At 69.4% G+C, this 26220-nt stretch carries 27 protein-coding genes; 12 read left to right on the top strand and 15 right to left on the bottom strand.

Going from position 1 to position 26220, the window contains the following annotated elements; all coding sequences use genetic code 11:
* Positions 1-59 precede the first annotated feature (59 nt).
* Positions 60-404 carry a YbaB/EbfC family nucleoid-associated protein gene (locus tag SPR02S_RS42275; RefSeq protein ID WP_026151362.1) on the bottom strand — a complete coding sequence of 115 codons (345 nt, stop codon included), beginning with the start codon at positions 402-404 and terminating at the stop codon, positions 60-62.
* 257 nt (positions 405-661) lie between these two features.
* On the opposite strand from SPR02S_RS42275, the gene SPR02S_RS42270 reads away from it, so the two are divergent.
* Positions 662-1381, top strand: coding sequence for an SLATT domain-containing protein (locus tag SPR02S_RS42270; protein ID WP_019063092.1), 720 nt, complete (start codon positions 662-664; stop codon positions 1379-1381).
* A gap of 44 nt (positions 1382-1425) precedes the next feature.
* On the opposite strand, the gene SPR02S_RS42265 is transcribed toward SPR02S_RS42270, so the two are convergent.
* Positions 1426-3645, bottom strand: a complete 2220-nt coding sequence (locus tag SPR02S_RS42265) for a serine/threonine-protein kinase (RefSeq protein ID WP_019063091.1) — start codon at positions 3643-3645, stop codon at positions 1426-1428.
* A gap of 291 nt (positions 3646-3936) precedes the next feature.
* On the opposite strand from SPR02S_RS42265, the gene SPR02S_RS42260 reads away from it, so the two are divergent.
* From SPR02S_RS42260 to SPR02S_RS42245, 4 genes are all read left to right on the top strand, one after another.
* On the top strand, positions 3937-5292 hold the full coding sequence (locus SPR02S_RS42260; RefSeq protein WP_019063090.1) for an aspartate aminotransferase family protein: 1356 nt from the start codon (positions 3937-3939) through the stop codon (positions 5290-5292).
* Positions 5293-5459: 167 nt separating this feature from the next.
* Positions 5460-6164, top strand: coding sequence for a GntR family transcriptional regulator (locus tag SPR02S_RS42255; RefSeq protein WP_026151361.1), 705 nt, complete (start codon positions 5460-5462; stop codon positions 6162-6164).
* Between the two features lie 41 nt (positions 6165-6205).
* Positions 6206-8653: a dolichyl-phosphate beta-glucosyltransferase gene (locus SPR02S_RS42250; RefSeq protein WP_245607704.1), complete on the top strand. Its 2448-nt coding sequence runs from the start codon at positions 6206-6208 to the stop codon at positions 8651-8653.
* Positions 8654-8742: 89 nt separating this feature from the next.
* Positions 8743-9393, top strand: coding sequence for a putative DNA-mimic protein (locus tag SPR02S_RS42245; RefSeq protein ID WP_019063087.1), 651 nt, complete (start codon positions 8743-8745; stop codon positions 9391-9393).
* Here SPR02S_RS42245 and SPR02S_RS42240 read toward each other — a convergent pair.
* On the bottom strand, positions 9390-10274 hold the full coding sequence (locus SPR02S_RS42240) for a helix-turn-helix transcriptional regulator (protein WP_019063086.1): 885 nt from the start codon (positions 10272-10274) through the stop codon (positions 9390-9392). The two genes, SPR02S_RS42245 and SPR02S_RS42240, sit on opposite strands and share 4 nt — an antisense overlap.
* 140 nt (positions 10275-10414) lie before the next feature.
* On the opposite strand from SPR02S_RS42240, the gene SPR02S_RS42235 reads away from it, so the two are divergent.
* The gene (locus tag SPR02S_RS42235; RefSeq protein ID WP_019063085.1) at positions 10415-10630 is read left to right on the top strand and encodes a tautomerase family protein; all 216 of its coding nucleotides are present in this window, start codon (positions 10415-10417) and stop codon (positions 10628-10630) included.
* A 16-nt stretch (positions 10631-10646) separates the two neighbouring features.
* Here SPR02S_RS42235 and SPR02S_RS42230 read toward each other — a convergent pair whose 3' ends face one another.
* The 4 genes from SPR02S_RS42230 to SPR02S_RS42215 form a co-directional block, all read right to left on the bottom strand.
* On the bottom strand, positions 10647-10937 hold the full coding sequence (locus tag SPR02S_RS42230; RefSeq protein ID WP_019063084.1) for a hypothetical protein: 291 nt from the start codon (positions 10935-10937) through the stop codon (positions 10647-10649).
* Positions 10938-11033: 96 nt separating this feature from the next.
* A complete protein-coding gene (locus tag SPR02S_RS59280) occupies positions 11034-11495 on the bottom strand; it encodes a PIN domain-containing protein (RefSeq protein ID WP_019063083.1) in 462 nt (153 codons plus the stop codon).
* Complete coding sequence (locus SPR02S_RS42220) at positions 11492-11758, bottom strand: cupin domain-containing protein (RefSeq protein ID WP_245607703.1); 267 nt, start codon at positions 11756-11758, stop codon at positions 11492-11494. The genes SPR02S_RS59280 and SPR02S_RS42220 overlap by 4 nt, the downstream gene beginning before the upstream one ends.
* Positions 11759-11885: 127 nt before the next feature.
* Positions 11886-12281, bottom strand: coding sequence for a hypothetical protein (locus SPR02S_RS42215; RefSeq protein WP_043258857.1), 396 nt, complete (start codon positions 12279-12281; stop codon positions 11886-11888).
* Between the two features lie 116 nt (positions 12282-12397).
* Between SPR02S_RS42215 and SPR02S_RS42210 the strand changes: the two genes are divergently transcribed.
* Together SPR02S_RS42210 and SPR02S_RS42205 are read left to right on the top strand one after the other, a co-directional pair.
* Positions 12398-13246, top strand: coding sequence for a helix-turn-helix domain-containing protein (locus SPR02S_RS42210; protein ID WP_019063080.1), 849 nt, complete (start codon positions 12398-12400; stop codon positions 13244-13246).
* Complete coding sequence (locus SPR02S_RS42205; RefSeq protein ID WP_019063079.1) at positions 13243-13479, top strand: DUF397 domain-containing protein; 237 nt, start codon at positions 13243-13245, stop codon at positions 13477-13479. Before SPR02S_RS42210 ends, SPR02S_RS42205 begins: the two co-directional genes overlap by 4 nt.
* Positions 13480-13489: 10 nt before the next feature.
* Here SPR02S_RS42205 and SPR02S_RS42200 read toward each other — a convergent pair whose 3' ends face one another.
* The 4 genes from SPR02S_RS42200 to SPR02S_RS42185 all read right to left on the bottom strand — a co-directional run bounded on the left by SPR02S_RS42200 (position 13490) and on the right by SPR02S_RS42185 (position 17514).
* Entirely contained in the window at positions 13490-13771 is a 282-nt protein-coding gene (locus tag SPR02S_RS42200; protein WP_019063078.1) for a hypothetical protein, read from the bottom strand.
* Positions 13765-14106 carry a hypothetical protein gene (locus SPR02S_RS42195; RefSeq protein ID WP_019063077.1) on the bottom strand — a complete coding sequence of 114 codons (342 nt, stop codon included), beginning with the start codon at positions 14104-14106 and terminating at the stop codon, positions 13765-13767. The genes SPR02S_RS42200 and SPR02S_RS42195 overlap by 7 nt, the downstream gene beginning before the upstream one ends.
* Positions 14107-14213: 107 nt before the next feature.
* Positions 14214-16031: a bifunctional metallophosphatase/5'-nucleotidase gene (locus SPR02S_RS42190; RefSeq protein ID WP_019063076.1), complete on the bottom strand. Its 1818-nt coding sequence runs from the start codon at positions 16029-16031 to the stop codon at positions 14214-14216.
* A 199-nt stretch (positions 16032-16230) separates the two neighbouring features.
* The gene (locus SPR02S_RS42185) at positions 16231-17514 is read right to left on the bottom strand and encodes an adenylosuccinate synthase (RefSeq protein ID WP_026151359.1); all 1284 of its coding nucleotides are present in this window, start codon (positions 17512-17514) and stop codon (positions 16231-16233) included.
* 187 nt (positions 17515-17701) lie between these two features.
* Here SPR02S_RS42185 and SPR02S_RS42180 point away from each other — a divergent pair, with 187 nt between their 5' ends.
* Complete coding sequence (locus tag SPR02S_RS42180) at positions 17702-18634, top strand: diacylglycerol kinase family protein (RefSeq protein WP_019063074.1); 933 nt, start codon at positions 17702-17704, stop codon at positions 18632-18634.
* On the opposite strand, the gene SPR02S_RS42175 is transcribed toward SPR02S_RS42180, so the two are convergent.
* The 3 genes from SPR02S_RS42175 to SPR02S_RS42165 are packed head-to-tail and all read right to left on the bottom strand — an operon-like array spanning position 18615 to position 21362.
* A complete protein-coding gene (locus tag SPR02S_RS42175) occupies positions 18615-19181 on the bottom strand; it encodes a Uma2 family endonuclease (RefSeq protein ID WP_019063073.1) in 567 nt (188 codons plus the stop codon). The genes SPR02S_RS42180 and SPR02S_RS42175 overlap by 20 nt on opposite strands.
* A 28-nt stretch (positions 19182-19209) precedes the next feature.
* A complete protein-coding gene (eutC, locus tag SPR02S_RS42170) occupies positions 19210-19977 on the bottom strand; it encodes an ethanolamine ammonia-lyase subunit EutC (RefSeq protein WP_019063072.1) in 768 nt (255 codons plus the stop codon).
* Entirely contained in the window at positions 19974-21362 is a 1389-nt protein-coding gene (locus tag SPR02S_RS42165) for an ethanolamine ammonia-lyase subunit EutB (protein WP_019063071.1), read from the bottom strand. Before SPR02S_RS42165 ends, eutC begins: the two co-directional genes overlap by 4 nt.
* A gap of 160 nt (positions 21363-21522) precedes the next feature.
* On the opposite strand from SPR02S_RS42165, the gene SPR02S_RS42160 reads away from it, so the two are divergent.
* Complete coding sequence (locus SPR02S_RS42160; protein ID WP_019063070.1) at positions 21523-23034, top strand: APC family permease; 1512 nt, start codon at positions 21523-21525, stop codon at positions 23032-23034.
* 53 nt (positions 23035-23087) lie between these two features.
* Here SPR02S_RS42160 and SPR02S_RS42155 read toward each other — a convergent pair whose 3' ends face one another.
* On the bottom strand, positions 23088-23603 hold the full coding sequence (locus SPR02S_RS42155; protein ID WP_019063069.1) for a GbsR/MarR family transcriptional regulator: 516 nt from the start codon (positions 23601-23603) through the stop codon (positions 23088-23090).
* Between the two features lie 73 nt (positions 23604-23676).
* On the opposite strand from SPR02S_RS42155, the gene SPR02S_RS42150 reads away from it, so the two are divergent.
* Together SPR02S_RS42150 and SPR02S_RS42145 are read left to right on the top strand one after the other, a co-directional pair.
* Positions 23677-24582: an ABC transporter ATP-binding protein gene (locus tag SPR02S_RS42150; protein WP_019063068.1), complete on the top strand. Its 906-nt coding sequence runs from the start codon at positions 23677-23679 to the stop codon at positions 24580-24582.
* On the top strand, positions 24579-26189 hold the full coding sequence (locus tag SPR02S_RS42145; protein WP_019063067.1) for an ABC transporter permease: 1611 nt from the start codon (positions 24579-24581) through the stop codon (positions 26187-26189). The genes SPR02S_RS42150 and SPR02S_RS42145 overlap by 4 nt, the downstream gene beginning before the upstream one ends.
* Positions 26190-26220 lie beyond the last annotated feature (31 nt).

Here is a 26220-nt window from a genome sequence, read left to right as displayed (position 1 = left end):
TTCCGTGGAGTCATGCGGTACGCGTGACACGTACGTACCGTAGTTGGCTGCGGCCTGTCTTAGAAAGGCAGACCCGGGATACCGCTGCCGCCGCCCAGTCCCTGCGCGAGCGGGCCGAGCTTCTGCTGCTGGAGGGTCTGCGCGTTCTCGTTGGCCGCCTGGACGGCCGCGACGATGAGGTCCGCGAGGGTTTCGGTGTCGTCGGGGTCGACCGCCTTCGGGTCGATCTTCAGCGCGCGCAGCTCGCCGGAGCCGGTGACGGTGGCCTTGACCAGCCCACCGCCCGCCTGTCCGTCGACCTCGGTCCGCGCCAGCTCCTCCTGCGCGGCCGCCAGGTCCTGCTGCATCTTCTGGGCCTGCTGCAGCAACTGCTGCATATTGGGCTGGCCACCACCGGGAATCACGATCAGCTCCTGGTTTCGTACGGCTGTACAGGCGCGGTTCCGCCCGCTCGGCACGAGCCTACGTGGTCCGGGCAGTCATCGCTTCGGCACTCTTTCGAGTGAGTCTTCATCGTGTCCTATACCTGATCAAGACCCACTTCCGGGCGGAAAAGAGGTGAAACCAGATCCTTCGCCACCCATTGGGCGGTAGGAAGGGGCGCGGTAGGAAGGGTCCGGCACATCAGCATCAGGTGTCACACGACGTAAGGGAGTGCCGGGTGGGTCAGCCGGAGATTCAGCCCGAAGGTGGCGATCTGGCCGGGCGGACGTTTCCGCTCGGGGACTGGGGCGAGCCGACGGCCCGGCTGGACGAGCTCTACCGGTGGGTCGAGCGCGGGGCGCTGGAGACGGCGGCCCGGTATCTCACCGAGCGGGTGTGGAAGCGGCGCGGGGCGCGGGTGCTGCGCGCGGGCGCGGCGCTGGGCGCGGTGACGGGGGTCGCGCTGCCTCTGCTGGACCTGGCGGGGGTGGCGGGCGGGCTGGCCTCCTGGGGCTATCTGGCGCTGCTGCTGGGGGTGGCGTGCGTGGCCGGGGACCGGTTCTTCGGGATGACGTCCGGCTGGATGCGGGATGTCGCTACGGCGCAGGCCGTGCAGCGGCGTCTTCAGGCACTCCAGTTCGACTGGGCGTCGGAGGGCGTCCGGGAGTTCCTGGGCCCCGCGGAGGGCACGGCGAGCGAGGCCGCGGACCGGTGTCTGGGGGTGCTGCGGCGCTTCTCGGAGGACGTGACGGAACTGGTCCGGGTGGAGACGGCCGACTGGATGGTGGAGTTCCGGACCGGGTCGGGGCCACTGGGCATCCAGTCGGCGGCGGTCCCCGGCAGCCGGCAGGAGGGGACCGTCGTGCAGGGCAGGTTCCCGCAGCCGCCAGGGCCGGGTGGGCCGGGGGGCGGCAGCCGACCGAACATGCCGAGGCAGCGGCCACCCGAGCCCCGGTGAGGTGAACTCCAGCCCGACGCTCAGCTCGACATTCAGCCCGGTGTTCAGCCCGCCTTCGTGTACGTCAGCTTCTCCCCGTTGCTGGTGCTCACGCGCTCCAGCGTGGTGTCCGACAGCAGGGTGATCTCGGTGGCGGAGCCCGGGTTGCAGGACGACAGCGGCTTCCCGGCGGTGACGGTGGAGGCGCCGATCGCCAACGGGCTCTCGCCCCCCGGCTCTTGGGTCAGGTCGGCGCTGAACTCGCAGTGGTAGTTCGGGCCGTCCGCCACCAGGGTGAGCACGGGATCCCCCACCTTCCCCTGCCGGATGGTGAGTTGGCGGGTGTTGTGGCCCGTGTCGTTGTCGATGGACGCGCTCCAGGTGCCGAGGTATCCGCTGGGCACGGCACCCTTGCCGGTCGGTGTGGCCGAGGGCGAGGCGGACGCCGACGGTTTCCCACTCGTCGCGGTCGGCCCCGGGGTCGTGGGCGCGGCGCTGCTGGCGTGACCGCCCGGACCGGCCGCCGTACGGCTGCCGTCGCCGCCGCTCTTCATCAGCGCGTACACCGAACCGCCCGCCCCCAGCGCGACGACGAGCGCGACCACGACGAGCAGCGCGGTCGACCTGCCGTTCCGGCGCGGCGGTTGGGGTTCCCCGTACAGCGGGGCCGCCCCGACCGGCCCCGGGCCGTAGGGCGGGGTGGCGCCGAGGCCGCCGTTGTGGGGGTAGGGGTTGTACGGCACCTGCCCGCCCCAGCCGACGAGTTGGCGGGCCGGGGGCTGGGGATAGGTGTCGGGCGGTGGTGGCGGGGGGCCGTAGGCGGTGGAGGGCTGGGGGTGTTGTTGCGGGTAGCCGTAGGCCGGGTGCGGGGGCTGCGGGGTCGGGGTACGGGGCGCTCCGGCCGGCACCTCGACCTCCGCCGGGAAGCGGTCGTCGGGCGTCGGCGCGGGCGGCACCGGGGAGGAGTCGTCGGAGGCCGGGGCGTGCTCCGGGGAGGCCTCGGAGACGGTGGCGGGCGGGATGTGGAGGAGGTCCGGCTTCTCCTCCACGGCGGTGGGAGTGGGGGCGGAAACAGGGGCGGGAGGCGGAGTGGGAGGGAGAGGGGGAACAGGGGCGGAGGCAGCAGCGGCGGCGGGAGCAGCAGCGGTAGCCGAACCAGGCGCGGCCTTCTCCAACTCCACCCGTTCCGCTTCCGCCCGCTCAAGCTCAGCCCGTTCCGCTTCCGCCCGCTCAAGCTCAGCCCGTTCCGCTTCCGCCCGCTCAAGCTCAGCCCGTTCCGCTTCCGCCCGCTCAAGCTCCACGCGCTCCACATCCGCCCGCTCGGGCTCCGCGCTCCCCGGGTCGATCCTCGGCAGCTCCGCCGTCTCCGGGTCCTCCGTGTCCAGCAACTGCACGGCGTGGCGGCCGAGTTGGGCGACCAGCGTGCCCGGCAGCCACGGGTCGCGGGAGCGGCCGCCGGAGACGGTGTCCTCCGCGCCCGTACGGTCGAGGATGCGGTGGAGGGTGGGGCGGGTGGCCGGGTCCTTGCGGAGGCAGTCGCGGACGAGGTCGGCGATGCCCTCGGGGACGCCCGACAGATCGGGTTCCTCCTGGGCGATGCGGAACATCAGGGCGTGGACGCCGCTACTGGAGTTGCCGAAGGGAAGGGTGCCGGTCGCGGCGTAGGCGAGGACGGAGCCGAGGCAGAAGACGTCGCTCGCCGGGGTGACGTGGTCGCCCCGCACCTGTTCCGGCGCCATGAAACCGGGCGAGCCGACCAGCGAACCGGTCCGGGTGAGCCCGTCCCCGGCCTGGGTCTCCAGGGCCCGCGCTATGCCGAAGTCGATGACACGGGGACCGTCGATGGTCACCAGCACGTTGGACGGCTTGAGGTCGCGGTGGACGATGCCGGCGGCGTGGATGTCCTGCAGCGCGTGCGCGAGACCGGCCGCGAGGATCCGTACCGAGCGCTCGGGCAGCGCCCCGTGATCGCGCCCGACGACCTGTTGCAGACTCGGCCCGGCGACGTACCCGGTGGCCACCCACGGCACCTCGGCCTCGGTGTCCGCGTCCAGCACGGGCGCCGTCCAGTGGCCCCCGACCCGGCGCGCGGCCCGCACCTCCTGCCGGAACCGCGCCCGGAACTCCTCCTGCGCGGCGAGGTCCTCCCGCACCAGCTTCACGGCGACCGTGCGCCCCCGGTCGGAGCGGGCCAGATACACGTGCCCCATGCCACCGGCGCCCAGCCGGGCCAACAGCCGGTACGCCCCGATCCGCTGCGGATCGCCCGCCCCCAGTTTCTCCACGACCGCGCCGCCTCCCCTGAATTCCCCGGTCACGCCCCGGTCGCACCCCCGTGCTCCACGACAGACCGAGAATAGTGCGGGGACAGGGCGGGATTGGCCGGGGCGGTGTCTACGGTTCCGTAACGGGAGAGCGGCCCGGCCGACGGAAGCCCGGCCCCGCCCCGCACCGGATCCCGGCCCCGCCCCACACCGGATCCCGCCCCCGCCCCCGACAACCTGTCGCGGAAACCCCCCGACCACAGACAGGACGCCGATTCCGTTTCCGCATCGCGGACATTTACGCTCACCCGCATGACCCCTCAGCCCAACCCCCAGGCCGGCGCCGCCGTGAAGGCCGCGGACCGCGCGCATGTGTTCCACTCCTGGTCCGCGCAGGAGCTCATCGACCCGCTCGCCGTGGCCGGCGCGGAGGGGTCGTACTTCTGGGACTACGACGGCAAGCGCTACCTGGACTTCACCAGCGGGCTCGTCTACACGAACATCGGCTACCAGCACCCGAAGGTCGTCGCCGCGATCCAGGAGCAGGCCGCGACGATGACGACCTTCGCGCCCGCCTTCGCGATCGAGGCCCGCTCGGAGGCGGCCCGGCTTATCGCCGAGCGCACCCCCGGCGACCTGGACAAGATCTTCTTCACCAACGGCGGCGCGGACGCGATCGAGCACGCGACGCGCATGGCCCGGCTGCACACCGGGCGGCCGAAGGTGATGTCGGCGTACCGCTCGTACCACGGCGGTACGCAGCAGGCGATCAACCTCACCGGTGACCCGAGGCGTTGGGCCAGTGACGGTGCCGCCGCCGGGGTCGTGCACTTCTGGGCGCCCTTCCTCTACCGGTCCCGTTTCTACGCCGAGACCGAGGCGCAGGAGTGCGAGCGCGCGCTGGAGCACCTGGAGACGACGATCTCCTTCGAGGGGCCGGCGACCATCGCCGCGATCGTCCTGGAGACCGTTCCGGGGACCGCCGGGATCATGGTGCCGCCGCCCGGTTATCTCGCCGGGGTCCGGGAGATCTGCGACAAGTACGGGATCGTCTTCATCCTGGACGAGGTGATGGCCGGGTTCGGGCGGACCGGTGAGTGGTTCGCGGCCGATCTGTTCGACGTCGTACCGGACCTGATGACCTTCGCGAAGGGCGTCAACTCCGGCTATGTGCCGCTCGGCGGGGTCGCCATCTCCGGCGCGATCGCGGACACCTTCGGCAAGCGGCCCTACCCGGGCGGACTGACGTACTCCGGGCACCCGCTGGCCTGTGCCGCGGCCGTCGCGACGATCAATGTGATGGCCGAGGAGGGGGTCGTAGAGAACGCGAAGACCCTTGGGACGACGGTCGTCGAGCCCGCGCTGCGGGCGCTGGCCGAGCGGCACCCGAGCGTCGGCGAGGTGCGGGGCGTCGGGATGTTCTGGGCGCTGGAGCTGGTGAAGGACCGGGAGACGCGCGAGCCGCTGGTGCCGTACAACGCGGCCGGTGAGGCGAACGCGGCGATGGCCGCCTTCGGGGGCGCCGCCAAGCAGCAGGGGCTGTGGCCGTTCATCAACATGAACCGCACGCATGTCGTGCCGCCGCTCAACGTGACCGAGGCCGAACTGAAGGAGGGGCTCGCCGCCCTGGACGCGGCGCTCTCGGTGGCGGACGAATTCACCGCGTAATACGCCACCGAAAACGCCACCGAATACACCTCTTAACGCCCGGAATGGGCGGGTCCGTTCAACTGGTGCCCGTATTCGGGCAGGGCGGGAACCCGAACGCGTAAGGTGGCGTGCTCGTAGACATATACGAGTACGCCATCGAACGCGATGAGGGAGACGCTCCGACGATGCCCGGAGGAAGCAGCGGCAGCGGCGCCGTGACCCGCAGCACCCTGCGGCAGCAGATCGCCGACGCGCTTCGCGACGAGGTCCTGGCCGGCCGGCTCCAACCCGGCCAGGAGTTCACGGTGAAGGAGATCGCCGAGCAGTACGGCGTCTCCGCCACCCCGGTCAGGGAAGCACTCGTCGATCTCTCCGCGCAGGGCCTCCTGGAAGCCGACCAGCACCGCGGCTTCCGCGTCCACGAGTACTCGGTGGCCGACCACCGCGGGATGATCGAGGCCCGTGCCCTGGTCACCGAGGGCATGTTCCTGGCCCTGATCGAGGGCCACCCCGTCTTCGACCGCACCGACGACCCCCGTACGGTCGCCGCGCTCGCCGGTGTCCGCCGCCGCGGCGAGGAGGCGCAGCGCGCCGCCGACGCCGGTGACCTCAGCGTGCTGATCGGCTACGACCTGCGCTACTGGCGCGAGTTGAGCACCATGTTCGGCAACCCCTACCTCGGCGACTTCCTGCACCGGCTGCGCGTCCAGTCCTGGGTGTGCACGGTGCAGCATCTGCGCCGGGTGACCGATCTGCGCGGCCGGCTGTGGTCCGAGCACACCGAGCTGGTCGACGCCCTGGCACGCCGCGACACCCCGGGCGCGCGCTCGATCGTCACCGCGTACAACACGCACTCCCTCGACCTCATCGAGCGGCTGGCCGCCCGGTGACCGGACCGGAAAGGGCCGCTCCGGCCGTGGACAGTGCCTCCGTGGACCCCACCAGTTCCTCCGTGGACCCCAGTGCCGTCGTCGTGGACCTCAGTGTCGTCGTGCCCGCCTACAACGAGGAGCGGCGGCTCGGGCCGACGCTCGACGCGATCACCACATACCTGGGCGACGACGAGGGCCGCTTCGGCGACTGGGAGATCATCGTCGCCGACGACGGCTCCGACGACGGGACCCGCGAGGTCGTCACCTCCCGCGCCGATCCGCGCGTGCAGTTGGTCACCAGCCCCCGCAACCGCGGCAAGGGCCACGCCCTGCGCCTCGGCGTCGCCGCCTCGCGCGGGCGCCGGGTGCTGGTCACCGACGCCGATCTGGCCGCGCCCATCGAGGAGTTGGAGAAGCTCGACAAGGAGCTGAGCGAGGGCCGTGCGGCGGCGATCGGCTCCCGTGCCGCGCCGGGCGCGACGATAGAGAGCCATCAGCATCCGATACGTGAACTCCTGGGCCGCGCGGGCAACCTGCTCATACGCCAGGCCGCGGTGCCCGGCATACGCGACACCCAGTGCGGCTTCAAGCTCTTCGAGGGCGACCGCGCCCGCGAGGCCTTCGCCGCCTCCCGTATCAACGGTTGGGGCATCGACGTAGAGGTCCTCCAGCACTTCCGCCGCGCGGACTGGGAGGTCGCCGAGGTCCCGGTGCGCTGGGCCCACCAGTCCGGCTCGAAGGTACGACCCCTCGACTACGCCAAGGTCCTCACCGAACTCGGCCGCCTCCGCGCCCGCTCCCTGCGCCCGGTCGACATCCTGGTCACCGTCCTCTTCCTCCTCATGTCGGTCGCCCTCTACTCGGGCCGCCTCTTCGACCCGAACCACCGCTACCTGGAGGACTCCCTCCAGGACCAGAACCAGTGGGAGTGGTTCTTCGCGGTCACGGCCGACAACGTGGCCCACTTCCACAACCCGTTCTTCTCCAACCTCCAGGGCTTCCCCGACGGCGTGAACCTCATGGCCAACACGGTCATGCTGGGCCTGTCGGTCCCCTTCGCGCCCCTGACCCTGCTGGCCGGCCCCGCGGTCTCGCTCAGCGTCTGCATGGCGCTCGGCCTCGCGGCCACGGCCGCCGCCTGGTACTGGCTGATCGTGAAGCGCGTCGTACGGCAACGGGCCGCGGCCTTCGTCGGCGCCTCACTCGCGGCCTTCGCCCCGCCGATGGTCAGCCACGCCAACGCGCACCCGAACTTCGTCATCCTCTTCATGATCCCGCTGATCATCGACCGCGCCCTGCGCCTGTGCGCGGGCACGCGAGTGCTCCGCGACGGCATCGTCCTCGGCGTGATGGCGGCCTACCAGATCTTCCTCGGCGAGGAGCCCCTGCTCCTGGCGTCGATCGGCATGGTCCTCTTCGCCGCGTCCTACGGAGTCCTCAACAGGGAGGTCGTCCGGGCATCCTGGCGCCCGCTCATCAAGGGCCTGGGCATCGCGGCGGCGGTCTGCGCACCGATCATCCTGATCCCCCTCTGGTATCAGTTCGTAGGGCCACAGAGCTACAAGAGCGTCCTGCACGGCGACAACGCGGGCAACAGCCCACTCGCCCTGCTCTCCTTCGCCGAACGCTCCCTGATCGCGGGCAACGAGGTCCGCGCCAACTCCCTCTCCCTCAACCCCACCGAGCAGAACGCCTTCTACGGCTGGCCGCTCGTCCTCCTCGCCCTCGCCATCGTCGTACGCCTGTGGGAGCACGCCCTCGTCAAGGCGCTGGCGTTCACGGCGATCGCGGCGGCGATCCTGTCGATGGGCCCCAAGATCCGCATCCCGCTCACGGACACGATCTACCCGGGCCCGTGGGCCCTGCTCGCCCACAAGCCGCTCTTCGAGTCGGTGATCGAGGGCCGGGTGGCGATGATCTGCGCACCGGCGCTGGGCATGCTGCTGGCGATCGCGGTGGAGAAGCTGGCGGCGACGCGCCAGCTCGGCACGCAGTACGTGGGCCTGCTGGCCGTGTGCATGGCCCTGATCCCGATCATCCCCGCGCCCCTGAAGGCAGTCGACCGAGCGGCGGTACCGGCCTTCTTCACGGACGGCACCTACAAGTCGTACGTCCGCGCCGGCGAATCGATCGTCCCGGTCCCGCTCGCCGACCCCGGCGCCGCGGAACCCCTGCACTGGCAAACAGCCTCCGGCCTCGGCTTCAAGATGCCGGGCGGCTACTTCAACGGCCCCTACGGCGACGACCGCATCGGCATCTACGGCGCCTCGCCCCGCTTCACCTCCAACATGCTGCGTGACGTGCGCTACACCGGCGTCATCCCCACCATCGGCAAGAACTGGCAGGCGCAGGCCAGGACCGACTTCGCGTTCTGGCACGCGGGCGCCCTGGTGGTCGCTCCGCAGCCCAACGACGACAAGCTCCGCACCGCTGTGGAAAAGCTGGTGGGCCGACCCGGTAAGTGGGTGGACGGCGTGTGGGTATGGGACCTGCACGAGGGGAGCTGACCCGGGCCGCACCGACTACTCTTCCCCCTACTCTTGCCTGACCACCATGCGAACACCACGCTGCGCAGCGAGTAACCGAGGAGCCCCTTTTGGCCTGTGACCTGTGGCTGGTCCCGCTCGTCGACGTGTTGTGCCACACCCCCGACAATCCGTTCGCCGAGGAACTCGCGCTCTACAACTCCCTGTTGGCCGAGGCAGGACTGCCTCCGGTGCCGGTGTACCAGTACATGCCGGGCCTGTCCGGCGAGGTCGCCCCGGTCGCGGGCTTCGACTACGACGCGCTGCACTTCCTGCGCCGGGCCTACCTCCTCCAGGTCTGCGGTCTCCCGGTGACGCCGGTGGACGAACTGGGCGGTGACTACGAACAACTCCTGGAGATGTTCGAGACGACGGCCCAGCAGTCCCACCTGGTCTGGCACTACGACCACGCGGGCGCCTACGTCCCGGTCGACTTCCCGCACCCCCTCGCGAACGACGAACTCCTCGCCGGCGGCGGCCCGTTGGGCTCGTCCCAAACCCTCCTGCGCGAGCTGGAGTTCGTGGCCCCGACGATCGGCATCGACCCGGCGAACCCACCGGCGGCACCCCAAGCTCCCCCAGCTCCCACGGAGTTGGAGGAACCGGCCGTAGCAGCGCCGTACGACCCCAGCCCGTTCGCGCGTGAGCGCCACGTCTGGCTGGGCCTGCACGCGGCGGCGACCCGCAGCCTCGCGCAGGGCTCGATGATCGTGTTCAGCTAGCGGTTCCGGTCGGCGGTGCGGGAGCTGTCCTCGGCCGCCGCCGCCATGTCCTGTGTACCGATGACGCCGAGCAGTTCGAGCTGGGCGGCGCCCTCGGTGCCGGGCGGGGCCGTGAACCACAGGAGGCGCTGACGGCCGTCCTCGCTGAAGAGGCTGTGGCAGTCCAGCTCGATGACGCCCAGCGCGGGGTGCACGATGCGCTTGTGATCGGTGCGGCGCAGACCGACGTCATGGGTGTCCCAGAGGGCTGCGAACTCCGCGCTGCGCTGCCGCAGCGCGGCCGTCATCCCGGCGACCTCGCTGTCACGGCTCCGGCGGGCGGCGACGGCCTGGAGATCGGCGACGAAGACCCGTGAGTGATGCGGATGATCCTCGGCCGGGTAGACCGCGCGGGAGTCCGGATCGGTGAACCACCGGTACGCGAACCCGGTGACGGGCCCGCGCGGTTCCGGCGCCCGCCCGAGGAGCGCAGCGGCCAGCTCATTCTGTACGAGGGTCTCGTGCAGGTCGGTGATGACCTGGGCCGGGGTGGTGGCCAGCCGGTCCAGCAGCCCCAGCAGGGCGGGCTGTACGTGCCGCGCGCCCGTACCCCGCGCCGACTCGGGCAGCGGCCGGTCGGCAAGGTGGAACAGGTGATCGCGCTGGTCGCCACCGAGCCGCAGCGCGCGGGCGAGGGCAGCCAGGGTCTGGGCCGAGGGCTGGGCGCCACGCCCCCGCTCCAGCTCGGTGTAGTAGTCGGCGGACAGCCCCGCCAGCTGCGCGACCTCCTCGCGCCGCAGTCCGGGCACCCGGCGCCGGGGCCCGACGGGCAGCCCGGCGTCGGCCGGCCGGACCCGGTCACGCCGGGACTTGAGGAACGCGGCAAGCTCGGGAAGGTTCACCGTCTCATCGTCGCCTCTCCACGGCGTCCGAGCCAGGGGATGACAACCCCTGGGTGGGCTCAGCCCTGGCGAGGCGGGCGCCGGGGACGCAGGGTTGCCTCATACCCGCAGGCCCCACCAGCACGAGGAATGAGAACACCATGCCTTTCGCGAACTTCAAGGTCCCCGTCGGCGCCCTCACCGCCGAGCAGAAGGAGCAGATCATCACGCGCACCACGGACCTGTACGCCGAGATCTTCGGCGACGGCGCCCGCGCCACCACGCTCGTCCTGGTGGAGGAAGTCGCCGACGCGGGCTGGGGCATCGGCGGCGGCGTCCTGACCCTCGCCAAGATCCAGGGAACGCCGCAGGAATGAGGACCTGTGTCAGGACCTAACGGACCTTGGTGAGACCACTCGTGACGTCCTCCGCGTTCATCACCGGGGTGTAGGTCAGCTCGGCACCCAGGTTGAGGAAGAGCGGCTCACTGATCGACGGGATGTCGGAGGGGTCCGCGAGGTCGAAGAACAGGAACGCGGTGCGCTTGCCGCCCTCGGCGGTGAAGTAGGCGGCCTCGGGCTTGATCTGCTCCAGGGTCTCCTGCATCAGCTTCCCGAGAGTCCCGTTCCGGATGGCCTCGTTCCCCTTCTCCGTGTCCATGGACGCTTTCAGCATCATGCGCATCGCAGTCACCTTCTCCTGGTCGGCGTGCGCGGGGTGGACACATTCAGGATATGCCTGGACAAAGGGGGCGTCCCGATGAGGGCACCCCCTTTGTGGTCAGCCCTGCTCGACGATCCGGATCGTGCGGATGCCGGTACCGCGATACCGGGTGGGCGTCCTGGTCAGGACGGGTCGCCCTCGCGGCCACTCGACGGTGGGCAGGGCGAGGTGCAGCACATGGGCGCCGCTCCAGTCGGCCTCACTCTTGTCGCCTTCGCCCCCACCGTTGCCGTCGGCGTCACCGGCGACCCGCAGCCGCTTGCCCACAGCGGCAGCCGCCGCGAAGTCAAGCCCCTCGATGGCCACGGACGGCAACGCTCCGACGTGTTCGGCGACCCCGGCCCGCTCACGCTCGGCGACGGCGAGACTGAGCGCCGGGATGTAGACGCGCAGGGCGGGATCCTTCTCGGCCTCGACGACGAGTCGAGAGGCCATGATGTTGCCCGCGCCGAGGGCCAGCGCGGCGGTGTCGTCGAAGATGACCGCGCGAGGCAGCGGGTACCGCTCCTCCCCCGTCACTGGACCTCCCCGATACGTCCGGCTTCGAGGTCGGCCCACAACTTCTCGCCGGCCTTCTCGTCCTCATCCATGTAAGGCCGCCCGAGGAAGTGCTCCTCGACGTACGCCCTGGTCTCCTCGTACCGCTTGCGCAGCTCTTCCTTGGTGGGCGTGGCCCCGGCCAGCTCCGCGACGAGGTCCCGCATGGTGATCCCGCGCTCCCGGGCAAGCTCTTGGAGGCGGTCCCGGACAGCGGGGTCGACCTTGATGGTGGTGTCAGCCATGAGCAAAGTATACCGGCGGTATACCTTCTCCGGGCGTACGAGTGTGACGGTCATCGACACTCCGTTTCTTGTGAAGGGCCCGGGCGCTGCACGGGCGTGCGGCCGGGAGTCCGGGGAGGGGAGCTCGTCACTCCTGGGGCTGCAGCGCCGTCCGCAGCAGCAACGTGTGGACGAAGTGGTCCGGTGTCGTCGGGCGGTAGCGCCAACTCAGGGGCCAGGTCTGGCCATTGAGAGCCGGTACCGGGATGTACGACATGTGGTTCGGGCCGGCGGTGAGGCGGGTTACTCCGGGTGGCCAGGAGCGGTGGGACGAACTGCCGACCGGGACCAGGAAGTAGACGGCCCTGTTGCCCGTCGCCTCTTCTACGACTGGACCCGGCGCCCCTCCCGTCATGCGCGCGAGCCTGTCCGCGAGGTCTCTGCCCTCGTCGCCATCCACCCGCACCGCGTCGAACTGGACCCCCGCCTTGCGGAGTTGGATGCCGGTCGCAGGGATCCATTTCAGGTCACTTTGCGTATCCATGGGGACAGTCTCGGCAGTCACAGCTACCGTCTTCCATAACTCTGCGTCGACCGTCCGCAACGGTTGGATACGGGTGCGGGGTGCTGTTGACCGGTTGAGTTCGGTTGAGTTCGGGGGTGACCGCGATGGCGCGGGCGGAGAACAAGGCGGAGGCGAGTGGCGTGGCGCGTCTCGTCGCCCTCCTCGCGAAGGCACTGCGTGAGCAACAGGGGCTCACGCAAGTGGAGTTGGGCAAGATGACCGGCTACACCGGGTCAGCGATCAGCGCGATGGAGACCTGCGCGCAGCCCGCGAGCGACGAGATGCTCGTCAAGCTGGAGGAGACGATCGGGGGCGGGATGCAGGTCTTCGAGGAGGCCCGCACGTATGTCCTGCTCGACAAGTACCCTCCCCAGTTCAAGAACTTCGCGCTGATGGAGGCGGAGGCCGTGACGCTGTCGTCGTATCAGACGTATGTGATCGACGGCCTCTTCCAGACCAAGGACTATGCCCGGGCCCTGATCGGCGGCGGCTTCCCCAAACTCCCCGACGCCAAAGTGGAGGAGCTGGTCGAGGCTCGCGTTGCCCGTCGGAAGCTCTTCGACCGGGATCCGACCGCCATGATCGAGCTGATCCTCGACGAGTCGGCGTTGAGGCGGCCGTTCGCCAGTTGGGACATCCACCGCGGGCAACTGCGCTCGCTCGCGGAGGATGCGGAGCGGGACAACGTCAGTGTCCAAGTGGTCCCACTGGAAAGGGCGTTGCGCGGCGGGCACGCGGGAACGCGCGGCGACATGGTCATGGTGGAGACGAAGGAGCACCGCCGTGTCGTCTACCTGGAGACCGAGGACGAGAGCATCCTGATCAGCGATCCCGCCAAGGTGGCCCAACTCTCGCACCGATATGCGAAGATCCGTACGCAGGCTCTGAGCCCGGACGACTCCCTGAGCCTCATCCGGAAGTTGGCGGGAGAAGAGCGCGCATGACCAGCAACCTGCGGTGGTTCAAGTCGAGTTACAGCAACGACAGCGGCGGCCAGTGCCTCGAAGTCGCCTACGACTGGCGCAAGTCCTCGTACAGCGACGGCGGCGGCGGGAACTGCGTCGAGATAGCCGCCTGCCCCCACACCGTCCACATCCGCGATTCCAAGAACCCGGGCGGCCCAACCCTCACCGTCTCCGGCGAAGCCTGGGCCGCCTTCGTCTCAAGTACCGCCTGACCTACCTGGGTTACAGGTCCTGGAAGAACCACAGGGACAGCGTCAGCACCGCGACCCCGCGCAGCGCGACCGACGTCAGGATCGCGCCCCGGTGTTTTTCGGTCCGCAGCCACAGGGCCCAGGTCAGCAGCAGTGACAGCGTGACCGTGAGGATCAGGGTCAGGGCGGCGGGGTCGGCGTACAAAGCGTTGCGGTGGGCCCACACCAGGTAGGTCCACCACGCGGCGGACGTCGCGGTGAGGAGTGACTCGGCCCAGAGTCCGACCAGTTCCTCGCGCAGTGGCTTCAGCACAGGCTCGTCCCCCCGGCGATCAGCATCAGCGTCCCGGCCGCGGCGCCGAAGAACAGCCGTAGGACCACGGCCGTCCAACTGACGCACCGCAGCCAGATGTTGCCCTGGTACAGCAGCGCCCAGGTCACGGGCAGCGAAGCCCACAGCGCGTAGGCGACGTGCCGGTGGAGGTCCTGGGTGGAGAAGTCGCACATGCCGTTCGATCCGTCGCCGTAGAGGCCCACGGCGATGAACGCGGCGAGCGCGCCCTCCAGGAACAGGACCGGTACCCGCCAGGTCAGCCCGGCGGCCGTGCCTCGTACGGCCGCCGGGGAAAACTGTCTTCGGTATGACATGGACGGAACTTAGTGAATGTCCGGTGCGAGGAGGCCGTGAAGTTGATCATTCACAGCAACTCACAGGAATCAGCGGGCGGTTGTCAGGAAGCGAACTGCCGGAACTCCTAGAAGACCGCCGTACCGGCCTGCGTCAGCTTCCAGTTGACCGAGGCGAAGTCCGCCGGGTCCAGGCTGCCCTTCACCGTGACGTAGGCGATCATCAGGTCGCGGACCTGGTCAGTGGCGCTGTAGACGGTCTCCGCGGCGGCGATGTGCGGGTAGCCGCTGCCGCCGTTCGCGCGGTAGTTGTTGACCGCGACGACGAAGACCTGGTCGTCCGTGACCGAAGTGCCGTTGTACGTGAGGTTCTTGATGCGCGAACCCTCGGCCTGGGCGATGTCGATGTCGTAGGAGACGCCCGCGGCGACGTCGTACATGTAGTCCCAGAAGCTGTTGGCGTTGGTGAGGGTCGTGGTGTCGACCTTCGTACCCGCCGGCACCTGGTGGTAGTACTTCGCCGCGTACTCCAGGTAGTCCTTGAGCTGGGCGCCCGTGAGCTTCTTGCCGTAGAGGGTGTTGTCGTAGATGTAGAGGCCGGCGATGTCCTTGATGGTGACGGAGCCCTTGGGGATGTCGGCCGTGCGGCTGAAGGGGGCCGCGACCGAGATCAGCGGGAGGGCGGCGTCGGCCGTCGACAGGCCCGCCTTCACCGAGTCCATCTGTACCTGCTGGATGAAGTCCATGATCGGGACGTCCTTCCAGCAGGACTCCGCCGCCGAGAGGTCCTCGGTGCAGGTGCCGACGGACGTGTTGACGTACTTCACGACCAACTCGTGGTCGGCTTCCAGGAGTTTCTTGATCTCCGGGTCCTCGTCCACCGTGTTGGGGTTGAGCGTCTGGGCCGTCTTGCTGGTGATCTTCCACTGGCCGCGGACGAGTTCGAGCTCGAAGTCGAAGACGCTCAGGCGGTAGCCCCAGCAGTACGGCTCGGAGAGGAGGACGTCCTCGCCGGTCTCCTCGTTCTTCACCGTGTACGACGGGACCTCGACGTGGGTGTGGCCCACGAGGATCGCGTCGATGCCGGGGACCTGTTCGGCGACGAGGTTGGAGGCGTTCTCGACGTACGGGAGCTCGTCGCCGTAGGACGAACTGCCGTCCAGGCCCGAGTGGTCGGTGAGGAAGACGACGTCGCAGCCGAGCGCGCGCAGGCGCGGGACGTACTTCTTGGCCTGCTCGACGAGGCCCGGGAAGACCATCTTGCCGCTGACGTTGTCCTTGTCCCACAGGGCGATGCCCGGGTTGGTGAGGCCGAGGATGCCGACCTTGATGTCGGGGGCGCCGGGGACGCGGATCTTCTTCACGGTGTACGGGGCGAACGCGGGGCGCAGGGTCTTCGCGTCCAGCGCGTTGGCGCCGAGCAGCGGGAAATGACACTGCTGCTCAAACTTGCGCAGGGTGTCGATGCCGTAGTTGAACTCGTGGTTGCCGAGGGCGGCGGCGTCGTAGCGCATGTGGTTCATGGCCGTGGCCATCGGGTGCTTGGAGCCGCTGGTGATGGGGTCCACGCGCGCGAAGTAGTAGCCCAGCGAGGTGCCCTGGATGATGTCACCGGCGTCGACGAGGAGGACGTGCCCCTCGCCCTTCGCCTTGCGCTGCTGCTTGATGAGGGTGGCGACGCGGGCGACGCCGACGGAGTTGCCCTTGGCGTCGGAGTAGGCCTTGTCGAGGTAGTAGTCCCAGTCGAAGACGTGGCTGTGCAGGTCGGTCGTGCCCAGGATGGAGAACGACCAGGTCTTGTTCGGCTTCGGGTGCGGGTGAGGCTTGGGGTGCCGGTCGGCGGCCTCGGCCGGGGGCACCGCCGCCGTTCCCGCTACGGCCGCGACAGCGCCGGTGACGGCGGTCTTCTGCACGAACTCACGGCGATTCATGGGATTGACGGGCATTCAGGACTCCTGGAAGGGCGGAGAGAGCGGGTGTGGCAAGCGGGGCGCGGCGGGCTACCCGCGTAGATGCTGGCCTCCACCTGTTACCGGCGTAACCACGGACAGCCCAAGGGCCGGTCAAGGTTTCCCAAGACCGGCCCAAGTACCTCGATCGACCGCGGCTACGACAGCCGCTTCAACCGCAGCTCCAACCGCCGCCCTAGATGAACGAGTTGATCTCGATCGTCTCCGTGCGGCCCGGACCGACACCGATCGCGGAGATCGGTGCGCCGGACATTTCCTCCAGCGCCTTCACGTACGCCTGCGCGTTCTTCGGGAGGTCCGCGAAGGTCTTGGCCTTCGTGATGTCCTCGCTCCAGCCGGGCAGGGTCTCGTAGATCGGCTTCGCGTGGTGGAAGTCGCTCTGCGAGTACGGGAGTTCCTCGACGCGCTTGCCGTCGATCTCGTACGCCACGCAGACCGGGATCTCTTCCCAGCCGGTGAGGACGTCGAGCTTGGTGAGGAAGAAGTCGGTCAGGCCGTTCACGCGGGTCGCGTAGCGGGCGATGACCGCGTCGAACCAGCCGCAGCGCCGGTCACGGCCGGTGGTGACGCCCCGCTCGCCGCCGATGCGGCGCAGCGCGTCGCCGTCCGCGTCGAAGAGTTCCGTGGGGAACGGGCCCGAGCCGACACGGGTCGTGTACGCCTTCAGGATGCCGATGACCCGGCTGATCTTCGTCGGACCGACACCGGAGCCGGTGCAGGCGCCGCCCGCGGTCGGGTTCGACGACGTCACGAAGGGATACGTGCCGTGGTCGATGTCCAGGAGGGTGCCCTGCCCGCCCTCGAAGAGGACCACCTTGTCGTCGTCCAGCGCCTTGTTGAGGAGGAGGACGGTGTCGGCGACGTACGGCTTGAGGCGGTCCGCGTAGGACAGCAGCTCCTCCACCACCTGCTCGATCGCGATCGCGCGGCGGTTGTAGAGCTTGGTGAGCATCTGGTTCTTGACGTCGAGGGCCGCCTCGACCTTCTGGGTCAGGATCGACTCGTCGTAGAGGTCCTGGACCCGGATGCCGACGCGGTTGATCTTGTCCGCGTAGGTCGGGCCGATACCGCGGCCGGTGGTGCCGATCTTCCGCGTTCCGAGGAAGCGCTCGGTCACCTTGTCCACCGTCACGTTGTAAGGCGTGATGATGTGAGCGTTGCCGCTGATCAGGAGCTTGGACGTGTCGACGCCGCGCTCGTTCAGCCCGTTCAGCTCGGAGAACAGGACCGACGGGTCGATGACGACACCGTTACCGATGACCGGAGTGCACTCCGGTGTGAGGATCCCGGAAGGGAGCAGGTGAAGGGCGTACTTCTGATCGCCCACGACTACCGTGTGGCCGGCGTTGTTGCCGCCCTGGTAGCGCACCACATAGTCGACGGACCCACCTAGCAGGTCCGTCGCCTTTCCCTTGCCTTCGTCACCCCACTGAGCACCGAGCAGCACAAGTGCGGGCACGCGCGTACACCCCTTCCGGGCGGGGCATGTCCAAGGTCAGAGACGTACGCGACACAGCGTGTGCCTCGTACGCCAGCGACCCTCGTCGGCCGCAACCCGTCGGACCGGATGCCCCGGAATAGACGAAGCCCCTGGCGCAATAGCGCAAGGGGCTCTTGCACAAAGATGCTACCCGAGGAAGCGAGGCATGGCCGAGGTGGCGACTTTCGCGACTTCAGATCAGCTGCTGATCGTCATCGATCCGGCCGCCCGACGCACCGACGCGGAGTCCGTCCGCATCGCGAAAGACGTGCTCAGCGCGGGTGCGGCGACAAAGGTGTGCCTGCCGGAGGGGCCCGAGGAATTCGCCCGGGTACTGGCCCGGCGGGGCTCCCGCCGGCCGGTGCTGGTCGGCGACGACCGGGCGCTGATGCGTGCGGTGTCCCTGTTGCACCGGCAGCGCGAGCTGGCCGGATGTGCGCTGTCGATGGTGCCGGTGGGGGGTGGGCTGTCCCTGGCGGGGGCGCTGGGGGTGCCTACGGGGGCGGTGGCGGCTGCGCGGGCGGTGCTCGACGGGGTCGTACGGCGGATGGATCTTCTGGTGGACGACAGCGACGGGGTGGTGTTGGGGGCCTTGCGGATTCCGTCGCTGCCTCCGATGCGGGGAGCTCCGCCGGTGGATCAGGAGGATGCGGTGACGGCGTCGTCCTCGTCCGGGTCCGGGTCCGGGTCCGGCTTCGGTTCCGGTTCTGGTTCCGTGCCCGCGTCGTGGCTGCGGACGTGTCAGTCGCTGGTACGGACGCTGGTGCCGGTGCGGCCTTCGCGGGAGCCGCTTGCCGGTGTGACCCGGCTCGCTCCGGCGCGGCTGCGGGTCGAGGTGGACGGGGTGACGCTGGTGGATCTGGATCAGCCCGTGGAGGGGATCTCCGTGACGCCCGGGGCCTCGGGGTTCGCCGAGGTGGAGGTGCGGCCGGTGTCGGTGGGGGCGGAGGCTTCGCCCCTGTACGCGCGGGGGCGGACGGTCACCGTGTCCGGGGCGGATTTTCGGTACCGGGCGGATGCGGTGGTGAGCGGACCGGTGCGGACGCGGACGTGGGTTGTGCGGGAGGGGGCTTGGGGGCTTACGTTGCCGGTGAAGTAGGGGCTTGGAAGCCTGTCGTGTCGAGGGTGCAGTTGAAGGGGGCGGGGACCGGGAGGTCTTCGCCGAACGCCCTCGTGCAGCGTGACTCGTAGCCTTTGGCGGAGGGAGTCGAGTAGACGGTGGCCTGCTCCTCCTGCATGTCGAGGAGGAGGTAGACCGGGACACCCGCCTTGCCGTAGGTCTCGACCTTGTCAATGAGGTCAATGTCCCTGGTGGAGGGGAGAGTCAGCTCTGCGACGAAGGCGAGCGCCGCGCCGTCCAGACGGTTGCTCGTCGTCCGAAGCGTTCGACGGTGCACGACGTAAATGTCCGGTTCATAAGCGCGCTCCGCGCTCGGGAAGACGTACAACAGTGGTCCCGAACAGGCGATGTGCCCTTCGGGCAGGCGAGGACCCAACTGCTCGCACACCCGGTCCATCACCCCGGCGTAGTAGCCGGGCGGCCAGGGTGACAGAACGATATTCCCCCTGATGATCTCGACCCGGTAGCCCGGAGGCACCTGCAGTTCATCACCGTCGTCCAACAAGCCCTGGAAGCCTCCGGACATGAAGAACCTCCCTCACCACAGCAGCGACTTAGAGTAGTCGCTCACTTACTTCCATGTGATCGGATTCATCCTTCAACCCCACCCCCGTGATCTCCAACTCACTGGCCCTGCCCATCAACCCGGCCAGCTTCGCCGCCGCCGTCTCGTAGGTCAGGCCCAATGGCGGCCGTATGTTGCTGAGGCAGTTCCGGTCTGCGTCCGTGGTCACTCCCGGCATCGGCCGGTACGTCAGATACGCCCCCAACGAATCCGCCGCCGACATACCGGGCCGCTCCCCGACGAAGACCACGACCATCGTCGCGCCCATCGCCGAGGCGACGTCGTCACCCAGGGCAACCCGCGCCTGCTCCGCCAACACCACCGGGGCCACCCGCCACGCTGTCGGCAGGAGTGCCGTCGTCGCTCGGACCATCGCCGCGCCGTGCTCGTGGACCGCGCGGCTGGAGAGGCCGTCGGCCACGACGAAGACCACGTCCCACTCCCCCACCGGGAGGTGTGCACGGTCGGCCGGGTCCAACCGGCGGCCCAGGTCAGGGCGTTGGAGGTAGGTGAGGCGGTCGGGGGCCGCGCTGCGGACCCGTACGGTCGGTTCTCCGCGCAGCGCCTCCGCGACCACGTCCGGTTCGAACGGGGAGTGGACCGCGTCCTTCGCCGCCGCGTGCGCCGCCTGCAACTCCAGGCGGTGGTGGGTGGGGAGGCCGGTGCCCGCCCTGCCCAGGCCGATCCTCGCCTGGGTGTGTCGGCGCAGGGACGGCCACAAGTCCCGGTCCACCGAAGCCACTTGACTGGTCGTCATGCCGCCAGTTCCCTTCCGATCGCCGTCAACGGGTGGGTCGTACCGGACACGTCCCTGATCTCGCCGCCCTCGCCCAGCAGGCCGATCGAGCCGAGCCAGGCCTCGAACTCCGGTGCCGGGCGCAGCCCGAGGACCTCGCGGAGGTACAACGCGTCGTGGTACGAGGCGGATTGGTAGTTGAGCATGATGTCGTCGCCGCCCGGGGTGCAGATCACGAAGGACGCGCCGGCCACGCCGAGCATGGTGAGCATCGTGGCGATGTCGTCGTCGTCCGCGTCGGCGTGGTTGGTGTAGCAGATGTCCAGGCCCATCGGGAGGCCCAGCACCTTGCCGCAGAAGTGGTCCTCCAGGGCCGCGCGGAGGATCTGGCGGCCGTCGTAGAGGTACTCCGGGCCGATGAAGCCCACCACCGTGTTCACGAGGAGCGGGTCGTAGCGGCGGGCCACCGCGTACGCCCGTGCCTCCACCGTCTGCTGGTCGACGCCGTGGTGCGCGTCCGCCGACAGTGCGCTGCCCTGGCCCGTCTCGAAGTACATGACGTTCGAGCCGACCGTGCCCCGGCCCAGCGCCTTCGCCGCCTCGTACGCCTCGTCGAGCAGCCCCAGCGTGACGCCGAAGGACGCGTTCGCCGCCTGCGTACCCGCGATGGACTGGAAGACCAGGTCCACCGGCGCCCCACGTTCCATCAGGTCCATGCTCGTCGTGACGTGGGACAGGACGCAGGACTGGGTGGGGATGGCGTACCGCTGGATCACTCCGTCCAGCAGTTCCAGCAGGTCGCGTACCGCCTTCGGGCTGTCCGTCGCCGGGTTGATGCCGATCACCGCGTCGCCGGAGCCGAGAAGCAGTCCGTCGAGCAGGGCCGCGGCGACTCCGGCCGGGTCGTCGGTGGGGTGGTTCGGCTGGAGGCGGGTGGCCAGGCGCCCCGGCAGACCGATCGTCGAGCGGAAGGCGGTCACCACCCGCACCTTCCGCGCGACTGCGACCAGGTCGGCGTTGCCCATGAGCTTCGACACCGCCGCGACCATCTCCGGCGTCAACCCGGGCGCTACGGCGGCCAGTTCACCGGCATCCGCCGCCAGCAGCCACTCCCGGAACCCGCCCACCGTCATACCGGCCACCGCCGCGAACGCACCCGCGTCGTGCGTGTCGAGAATCAGCCGGGTCACGTCATCGGTCTCGTACGGGATCACCGGCTCGGCGAGGAACGCGGTCAGCGGTACGTCCGCCAGCGCCCAGCGCGCCGCCACCCGCTCCTGGGCGGACGACGCGGCCAGCCCCGCCAGCCGGTCACCGGAACGCTCCGGACTCGCGGCGGCGAGCAGGCGCGCGAGGGAGCCGAAGCGGTAGCGGTGGCCGCCGAGGGTGGAGGTGTACGTACTCATGTCGGCGACCGTACGAGGCGCGTGTTGCCCCCAGATTTCCTCAGATTTCTAAAGGTCTGGTTGACAAACATTTAACGTCCCGCAACCCTTTCACGACTCATTGGACATACAGAGTTCCGGTCCAGTGCACCACCCGAGCAGCGTGAGAGGAACCATCCCGATGGCAGTGGACGAGTCAGTCGCCCCGGCGGCGAAAGCAAGCGAGGACGGCGCCGTTCACCGGCTCAAGCCCAACGCCATCGGCCTGCTGGGCGTGGTCTTCATGGCCGTCGCGACCGCCGCCCCGATCACCGCGATGACCGGCAACGTGCCCTTCATGGTCTCGTCCGGCAACGGCATAGGCGCCCCGGCGAGCTACCTCGTCGCAATGGTCGTCCTGGCAATCTTTTCCGTCGGCTTCACCTCGATGGCGAAGCACATCACCTCGACGGGCGCCTTCTACGGCTTCATCTCCTACGGCCTCGGCCGCACCGTCGGACTCGCGTCCGGGATGCTCGCCACGTTCGCGTACATGGTGTTCGAGCCGGCCCTCATCGGCATCTTCTCGACCTTCGCCACCGGAACCTTCAAGGACCAGACGGGACTTGACGTTCCGTGGTGGGTCTTCGCGATCGTCATGCTCGCGGTCAACGCGACGGGTACGTGGTTCGGCGTCTCGGTCGCCGAGAAGCTGCTCGTCGTACTCCTCGGCACCGAGGTGACCGTCCTCGCCGCGATGGCGATCTCGGTCGCCCTGCACGGCGGCGGCCCGCACGGCTTCACCTTCGGCCCGGTCAACCCGGTCAACGCGTTCAAGGGGACGAGCGCCGGTCTCGGTCTCTTCTTCGCCTTCTGGTCATGGGTCGGCTTCGAGTCCACGGCCATGTACGGCGAGGAGTCCCGCGACCCCAAGAAGATCATCCCCAAGGCGACGATGATCTCGGTCCTCGGCGTCGGCGTCTTCTACGTCTTCGTCTCCTGGATGGCCATCATCGGCAACGGCGAGAGCGAGGCCGTCAAGGTCGCCTCGTCGGCGAACCCGCTCGCCCTCTTCTTCAACCCCACCGAGCACTACGTCGGCCACTGGGCGGTCGACCTCATGCAGTGGCTGATGATCAGCGGCTCGCTCGCCTGCGGCATGGCCTTCCACAACTGCGCCAGCCGTTACATGTACGCGCTGGGCCGCGAGGGCGTCCTCCCCTCCCTCAAGAACACCGTCGGCCGCACCCACGCCAAACACGGCTCCCCGCACATCGCGGGCTTCGTGCAGACCGTGGTGAGCGCCGTCCTGATCCTCGCGTTCTGGGCCACGAGCAAGGACCCGGCCAACGCGCTCTACGTCCTGCTCGCCATCCTCGGCACGATGGCGATCCTCGTGGTGCAGGCGGTGTGCTCGTTCGCGGTCCTGGCCTACTTCCGCAGCCACCACCCCGAGAGCCGGCACTGGTTCCGCACGTTCACCGCTCCGCTCCTCGGAGGCATCGCGATGCTGGCGGTCGTCGTGCTGCTGGTCTCAAACATGAGCGTGGCGGCGGGCTCCGAGTCCAACTCCCTGGTCCTGAAGGCGACCCCGTGGCTGGTACTGCTGGTCGCGGCAACGGGCATCGGCTACGCCCAGTACCTGAAGCGCCGGGCGCCTGAGCGTTACGCCTTGCTGGGGCGAACGGTCCTCGAAGAAACCAAGGAGCGCTGAGGTTCCCTGCTTTCAGGGGCGCGGGGCTGTATCGATGTGCGGCTCCGCGCCCCTTAGGGGGCTCCACCGAAGCGTGTTTCCCGGTGAACCCGCCACCGCTCCATCATCGCCGCGATCTCCCCGTCGACGAACTCGAAGAACGCCAGCGTCTCGGCCATACGGCGCCCCGCCGGCGTATCCGCGCCGAGACTCGTGACCCCCTCGCCCAACGCCGACTCCCACCGCTTGAGAACGGCCTCGCGGTTGGTGAGCGCCTCGTACCACTGGTTGCCCTGAACCCGGTACCGCTCGCGCCGTGAACCGGGTTCACGCTCGCGAGACACCATGTGCTGCTGCGCCAGATACCGCACCCCACCGGACACCGCCGCCGGGCTGATCCGCAGCTGCTCCCCCAGCTCGACGGAGGTCATCGCCCCCTCGTCGGAGGAGAGCAGCGCCGCGAAGATCCGCGCCGGCATCCGCTGCATCCCCGCCTCGACGAGCTGCGCCGCGAAGGACTCGACGAACTTCGACACGGACTCCGCGTCCCGCCCACCAGAGGTGTCCGTCGCACCAGATGTATCCGTCATGGACCCACCCTACCCGCGCTTCACACGCTTCCTTAACTTCACAAATTTCTGAAAGAAGCGTACGTTCGGCTCCATGACGAAGGCAATCACCGTCTCCGGACTGCACAAGTCGTTCGGCAAGACGCAAGCCCTCGCGGGTCTCGACCTGGACGTCGAGGCCGGCGAAGTGCACGGCTTCCTCGGCCCCAACGGCTCCGGCAAGTCCACGACGATCCGCGTCCTGCTCGGCCTCCTCCACGCGGACTCGGGCGCGGCCCAGCTCCTGGGCCGCGACCCCTGGACCGACGCCGTCGAACTGCACCGCCGGGTCGCCTACGTCCCCGGCGACGTGACGCTGTGGCGCAACCTCTCCGGGGGCGAAGTCATCGATCTCTACGGCAAGTTGCGCGGCGGACTGGACAAGTCCCGGCGCACCGAACTGATCGACCGCTTCGAACTCGACCCCACCAAAAAGGGCCGCACGTACTCCAAGGGCAACCGCCAGAAGGTGGCCCTCGTCGCCGCGTTCGCCTCGGACGTGGACCTCCTGATCCTCGACGAACCGACCTCGGGCCTCGACCCCCTGATGGAGGAGGTCTTCCAGCGCTGCGTGGAGGAGGAGCGCGACCGGGGTCGTACGATCCTGCTCTCCTCCCACATCCTCAGCGAGGTGGAGGAGTTGTGCGACCGGGTGAGCATCATCCGCAAGGGCCGCACGGTGGAGAGCGGTTCGCTGTCCGACCTGCGCCACCTCACCCGCACCAGCGTGACGGCCGAACTCACCGGCGCGCCCAACGGGTTGGCGTCCATCCCCGGCGTGCACGACCTCGCCATCCAGCAAATTCAGAACAGCCAAGGCCACCGCGTCCGCCTCCAGGTAGAGGCCGACCAACTGAACGCCGTGCTGCGGTCGTTGAGCGAGTCCGGCGTGCGCTCCCTGACCTCGAAGCCGCCGACGCTGGAGGAGCTGTTCCTCCGCCACTACCAGGAGACGGCATGACGGCCGCCGCGTTCCCCGCACGCACCGGTGTCAGCGGCTCGCGCCAACTGGCGGGCACCGGCGCCCTGTTGCGGTTCAACCTGCGCCGCGACCGCGTGGTGGTCCCGGCCTGGGTGGCGGTGACCGGCCTGCTGGTCCTCTCCCTCCCCGGCTCCCTGAAGAGCGTGTACTCCACCCCGGCCGAACGCGCCGACATCGCCCGCCAGATGCTCACCAACAGCTCGCTGCGCGCGACCTACGGCCCGGTGTTCAACGACTCCCTCGGCGGCCTCACCGCCTGGCGCATCGGCGGCTACGCCGCGATCCTCGCCGGGATCATGAGCCTGGTCGTCGTCGTACGGCACACCCGTGACGAGGAGGAGAGCGGCCGCCAGGAACTCGTCTCCTCGGCGATGGTCGGCCGCCGGGCGCCACTGACGGCGGCGCTGTTGACGGCGCTGGTCGCCAACTCCGCGCTGGCGCTGCTGATCGCGGGAGGTATGGCCGGCCAGGGATCGGCGGGAGCGCTGGCCCTCGGGCTCGGCATCGGCGGAGTCGGCATGGTGTTCGCGACGCTGGCGGCGATCGTCGCGCAGTTCACGGACAGCGGGCGGCTGGCGAAGGGCCTGACCGGTGGACTGCTGGGCGCGGCCTTCGTCCTCCGCGCCGTAGGAGACTCGACCACCAACGATGGCTCCTCCCCCGCGACTTGGATCTCCCCGATCGGCTGGCTGGAGAACCTGCGCCCGTTCGCGGCGGAACGGTGGTGGGTACTGACCCTGTTCGCCGCCGCGACCCTCGTACAGGGCGTAGTCGCCTACGAGTTGGCGGGCCGCCGAGACGTGGGAATGAGCTTCTTCGCAGCCCGCCCCGGCCCGGCCCAGGGCCGCCTCGGCACGGCGGGCGCACTGGCCTGGCGGCTCCAGCGGGGCAGCGTACTGGGCTGGGGCCTGGGCTTCTTCGCGGCCGGGGTCGCCTTCGGCGGCATCACGAAGGGCGCGGCGGACCTGGTCGGGGACAACGCCAAGACCCGCGAGGTCATCGAGCGGATGGGCGGCCAGTCGGGCATCGAGGACGCGTTCCTGGCCACGATGGTCGGCATGTTCGGCATGCTCGCCGCGCTGTACGCGGTCTCGTCGGTCCTACGGCTGCACAGCGAGGAGACCGGCCAGCGCGCCGAACCGATCCTCGCGAACGCGGTCGGCCGGCTGCGCTGGGCCGCCGGCCACCTGACGATCGCCTTCGTCGGCGCGGTCGTCATCATGCTGCTGAGCGGCCTCGGCCTGACCCTGGGCTACGGCGCCGAACCGGGCCCGATCCTGGCCGCCACCCTGGTCCAACTCCCGGCGATCTGGTCCCTGGGCGCGCTCGCGGTCCTGCTCCACGGAATCTCCCCGCGCCTGTCCCCGGCATCCTGGGCAACGGCCGGACTGGCCCTCGCACTCGGCTGGATCGGCCCCGCGCTGAACCTCCCGCAGGCGGTCCTGAATGTCTCCCCCTTCGGCCACCTGCCGAAGCTCCCGGGCGGAGACATGGCGTGGGGCCCCGTGATCGTCCTCACGGCGATCGCCGCCACCCTGGTCGCCGTAGGCCTGACGGCTCTACGCCGCCGCGACCTCACCACCTGACCGAGAACACGACCGGAAACACGATCGAGAA

Source organism: Streptomyces prunicolor NBRC 13075, from assembly GCF_000367365.1.
In the GTDB taxonomy this organism is placed as follows: domain Bacteria; phylum Actinomycetota; class Actinomycetes; order Streptomycetales; family Streptomycetaceae; genus Streptomyces; species Streptomyces prunicolor.
The sequence above is the reverse complement of the archived record's forward strand: the minus strand, read 5'-3'. Positions and strand labels throughout refer to the sequence as shown.

What these genes read in the sequence shown, in the direction of transcription:
- SPR02S_RS42260 (WP_019063090.1), top strand. Translation starts at nt 3,937, where the DNA reads ATGACCCCTCAGCCCAACCCCCAGGCCGGCGCCGCCGTGAAGGCCGCG.
- SPR02S_RS42255 (WP_026151361.1), top strand. Translation starts at nt 5,460, where the DNA reads ATGCCCGGAGGAAGCAGCGGCAGCGGCGCCGTGACCCGCAGCACCCTG.
- SPR02S_RS42235 (WP_019063085.1), top strand. Translation starts at nt 10,415, where the DNA reads ATGCCTTTCGCGAACTTCAAGGTCCCCGTCGGCGCCCTCACCGCCGAG.
- SPR02S_RS42230 (WP_019063084.1), bottom strand. Translation starts at nt 10,937, where the DNA reads ATGCGCATGATGCTGAAAGCGTCCATGGACACGGAGAAGGGGAACGAG.
- SPR02S_RS42220 (WP_245607703.1), bottom strand. Translation starts at nt 11,758, where the DNA reads ATGGCTGACACCACCATCAAGGTCGACCCCGCTGTCCGGGACCGCCTC.
- SPR02S_RS42215 (WP_043258857.1), bottom strand. Translation starts at nt 12,281, where the DNA reads ATGGATACGCAAAGTGACCTGAAATGGATCCCTGCGACCGGCATCCAA.
- SPR02S_RS42205 (WP_019063079.1), top strand. Translation starts at nt 13,243, where the DNA reads ATGACCAGCAACCTGCGGTGGTTCAAGTCGAGTTACAGCAACGACAGC.
- SPR02S_RS42195 (WP_019063077.1), bottom strand. Translation starts at nt 14,106, where the DNA reads ATGTCATACCGAAGACAGTTTTCCCCGGCGGCCGTACGAGGCACGGCC.
- SPR02S_RS42190 (WP_019063076.1), bottom strand. Translation starts at nt 16,031, where the DNA reads ATGCCCGTCAATCCCATGAATCGCCGTGAGTTCGTGCAGAAGACCGCC.
- SPR02S_RS42180 (WP_019063074.1), top strand. Translation starts at nt 17,702, where the DNA reads ATGGCCGAGGTGGCGACTTTCGCGACTTCAGATCAGCTGCTGATCGTC.
- SPR02S_RS42175 (WP_019063073.1), bottom strand. Translation starts at nt 19,181, where the DNA reads ATGTCCGGAGGCTTCCAGGGCTTGTTGGACGACGGTGATGAACTGCAG.
- eutC (WP_019063072.1), bottom strand. Translation starts at nt 19,977, where the DNA reads ATGACGACCAGTCAAGTGGCTTCGGTGGACCGGGACTTGTGGCCGTCC.
- SPR02S_RS42165 (WP_019063071.1), bottom strand. Translation starts at nt 21,362, where the DNA reads ATGAGTACGTACACCTCCACCCTCGGCGGCCACCGCTACCGCTTCGGC.
- SPR02S_RS42160 (WP_019063070.1), top strand. Translation starts at nt 21,523, where the DNA reads ATGGCAGTGGACGAGTCAGTCGCCCCGGCGGCGAAAGCAAGCGAGGAC.
- SPR02S_RS42155 (WP_019063069.1), bottom strand. Translation starts at nt 23,603, where the DNA reads ATGACGGATACATCTGGTGCGACGGACACCTCTGGTGGGCGGGACGCG.
- SPR02S_RS42150 (WP_019063068.1), top strand. Translation starts at nt 23,677, where the DNA reads ATGACGAAGGCAATCACCGTCTCCGGACTGCACAAGTCGTTCGGCAAG.
- SPR02S_RS42145 (WP_019063067.1), top strand. Translation starts at nt 24,579, where the DNA reads ATGACGGCCGCCGCGTTCCCCGCACGCACCGGTGTCAGCGGCTCGCGC.